This is a genomic window from Desulfonatronospira sp. (assembly GCA_003563255.1).
Lineage (GTDB): Bacteria > Desulfobacterota > Desulfovibrionia > Desulfovibrionales > Desulfonatronovibrionaceae > Desulfonatronospira.
In genome coordinates, this window is record PWSL01000006.1 from 1 (window position 1) to 2,609 (window position 2,609).

General features: G+C 45.5%; 5 protein-coding genes. All 5 read right to left on the reverse strand.

What is annotated here, in order from left to right; genetic code table 11:
* Nucleotides 1–189: 189 nt before the first annotated feature.
* The 5 genes from QZP87_RS00180 to QZP87_RS00200 all read right to left on the reverse strand — a co-directional run bounded on the left by QZP87_RS00180 (nucleotide 190) and on the right by QZP87_RS00200 (nucleotide 2,331).
* Nucleotides 190–411 (reverse strand): hypothetical protein, encoded by a 222-nt coding sequence (locus QZP87_RS00180; protein ID WP_291320908.1) that lies wholly within the window; start codon nucleotides 409–411, stop codon nucleotides 190–192.
* 133 nt (nucleotides 412–544) lie between these two features.
* Nucleotides 545–1,450: an ORF6N domain-containing protein gene (locus tag QZP87_RS00185; protein ID WP_291320909.1), complete on the reverse strand. Its 906-nt coding sequence runs from the start codon at nucleotides 1,448–1,450 to the stop codon at nucleotides 545–547.
* Nucleotides 1,443–1,673 carry a hypothetical protein gene (locus tag QZP87_RS00190; protein ID WP_291320910.1) on the reverse strand — a complete coding sequence of 77 codons (231 nt, stop codon included), beginning with the start codon at nucleotides 1,671–1,673 and terminating at the stop codon, nucleotides 1,443–1,445. The genes QZP87_RS00185 and QZP87_RS00190 overlap by 8 nt, the downstream gene beginning before the upstream one ends.
* Before the next feature lie 164 nt (nucleotides 1,674–1,837).
* Nucleotides 1,838–2,119, reverse strand: coding sequence for a type II toxin-antitoxin system mRNA interferase toxin, RelE/StbE family (locus QZP87_RS00195; protein WP_291320911.1), 282 nt, complete (start codon nucleotides 2,117–2,119; stop codon nucleotides 1,838–1,840).
* Entirely contained in the window at nucleotides 2,116–2,331 is a 216-nt protein-coding gene (locus QZP87_RS00200) for a hypothetical protein (protein WP_291320912.1), read from the reverse strand. The genes QZP87_RS00195 and QZP87_RS00200 overlap by 4 nt, the downstream gene beginning before the upstream one ends.
* Nucleotides 2,332–2,609 lie beyond the last annotated feature (278 nt).

A 2,609-nucleotide genomic window follows, 5' to 3' on the forward strand; every position in this document is an offset into this window, starting at 1 on the left:
AAAAGACTGCTCAAATCTTAGCTTGAGGCGCACAGGGCATACCATGGAAGATAGCGGTTACTTAAATCACGTGCAGTAATAATAGGATAGATACTGAAACCTCAAGCTATTTAACCGGGTATACCGTGGGCCTGTGAGGCAGGGTAAACCTGGCGTTTCTTGGCATGGTGAACCTCCATGGGCTAAGGATTAATGTCTATGGAAAAAGAGGTAGCCGAAATGAGAATAAAAGTCCAGCATTTTTCGTCTGTCCCTGTTCGTCGTAGAGACAATAATCCGATCAAAAAGCCCGGATTTCTGTGCCGTCTGAATTGAATAGGCAATTATGGGCTGGCCACAGAAATCCTTGATGTTCTTGCGGGGGATGCGCTTTGATCCGCCTCTGGCTGGAATTACGGCGATGTTATTCATGTGAGTAATTATCAGTTGTCGGTTTTATGTATGGGAGTATGGGTGTATGGGGGTATGAACCCGTAATCCGTGGTCCGAGGTCCGGGATCCGCAGTCCGGGGTCAAAGAACATATATCGTTGTTTGCTTTGCATTTATCTATCACCTCTCAATACTTCTTCCACTCTTTGCATTATGGTCAATGCACTATTATCCATGCGTGAAAAGGCAAACCATTTTTTGCCTAAATCTTTCAGCGAAGCACCAATATGATAGACAGTCTCACCATCAAGAATCAAAAAGCGGTCGTGGCTCAAAGTGAATTCTTGGATGCTGACTGGTGGATACTGACTATTATGCCTCTGCAAATCATGCAATAGACGTTGAGAGACATTTTTTGTTAAAATGATTGCATTTACTCCTTGATGCCTCTTGGAGAGCTGCATCAAAACGCTATCATCGATATAATTGTCTATAAGAACAATGGAAGACTCAGCCTGTCTAAGCAAATCATTTACAAATACATAGGCATCAAAAACTTGACCATTGAAAAAGACGCCTTGACTCGCCAGAATGCTTTTTTCCTCCAGAGCATCAAAGAGCTCTTTAAAGCGCTTATCCGTTGAGATTTCCTGGCTAATTTGCCGTTGTTCCAAGGTATCCATACGCTGAAGCAACCCAGCATTGGCAGCAAGAAAACGACGCATTCGCACGAAAGCCCGCATTACAGCGATATTGACCTGGATTGCCCTGTCACTGGTCAAAACCCCTGAAATACCTGCAACCCCTTGTTCAGTAAAAGCATATGGCAAAGATCCGCCAAGGTGTTTGCGTGAAGGTATCGCATTTTGCGATACCAGGAGGTCAACCTCTGCCTCTGTGAGTTGAAACATGAAGTCTTCTGGAAAGCGTTTGATGTTGCGCTTGACCTGCTCCCTGAGACGGATTGCTTTCACACCGTAAAGATCCGCCAGGTCGCGATCAAGCATTACCTGCTCACCCCTTAAGGTATGAATCTTTTTCCTCAACTGGACTTCATCCGGAACAAATTCATTAGCCATAAAAATTTCTTATATGAGAATTGATGTCTATCTTTCCTGATTCAAAATATGCAGAAACCTCTACACTTTCCTCATCCTCAGAAACAATGATCCGCTCAAAAAGGCCTGATTTCTGGGCCGTCTCAATTGAATAGGCAATAATGGGCTGCCCGCAGAAATTTATAATATTCTTGCGGGGAATGCGCTTTGATCCGCCCCTGGCCGGGATGATGGCTATGTTCATTATTAATCCTCGGAAATAAGATAAGAGAAAAAGAAAGATTTTTTGCCCACCCCAGTGGAACACCCCAGAGGGGGCCCCGGTTACACGGGGCAGGCGGAATACACGGAAAAGCACGGAAGTCGGATGTCGGTGGTCGGAGATCCGAGGTCCTGGGTCCGCAAGCTTTAGTAAACCTCATCATGCGTACCCATTGTTTCCAGGAAAATGGCCTCTTGCCCTTCATACCGACCGAGACGAAAGATAATCCTGAGATCATATCCGACACAACATGCCCATGATCCTGATAACCTGCCTTGAAGCTTATGTGCTTTCAGACCTGGATGGAAAACATCGTTCTCAAGCAAAGTCAGCGCCTTTCGTATGTCATCGCCATATTCAGGACGCTTTTTGAAAAACCGTTTGGCGGCACGAACAAAGGATGGAGAACGAATCAGAAGTCGCTTCATTTGACAATTTCGTCCATCAGGTCGTTTACACTTACGGGATAGCATTCTCCCGCACTATATTCCGCTCGTGCTTTCTGTATTTCATCAAAAAGATGATTACGTCGGCGTTCCATGAGTCTCTTGGAGAGAATTTCCTTGAACATATCTTGTTCTTCAAGTGGCAGTTTCTCCACCTCTTCCAGTAGGCCTCCAAAAGTCATTGTTTGAGACATATCAATTTCTCCTTTTGAACTCGGGTTCCGGGGACTGATCCAGAAAAAGAGTTTAGCCCTAGCCCACGGAATACACGGAATAGCACGGAAAAGAAATTTTCAAATTTAGTGACTTACTCCTGAAACCCTGTCACAAAAAACAAGAAAAATTTGAGCCATGACAGGGGTTCAGCACTTGGCACTGGGACTGTTTCATTTTTGGACACTAAGCTCAGGTGCTCCCCCCGCCGCGCAAGCGGCTGATGCCTTTTCCTTGCGGGTCCTGTCACGCCTGTGGC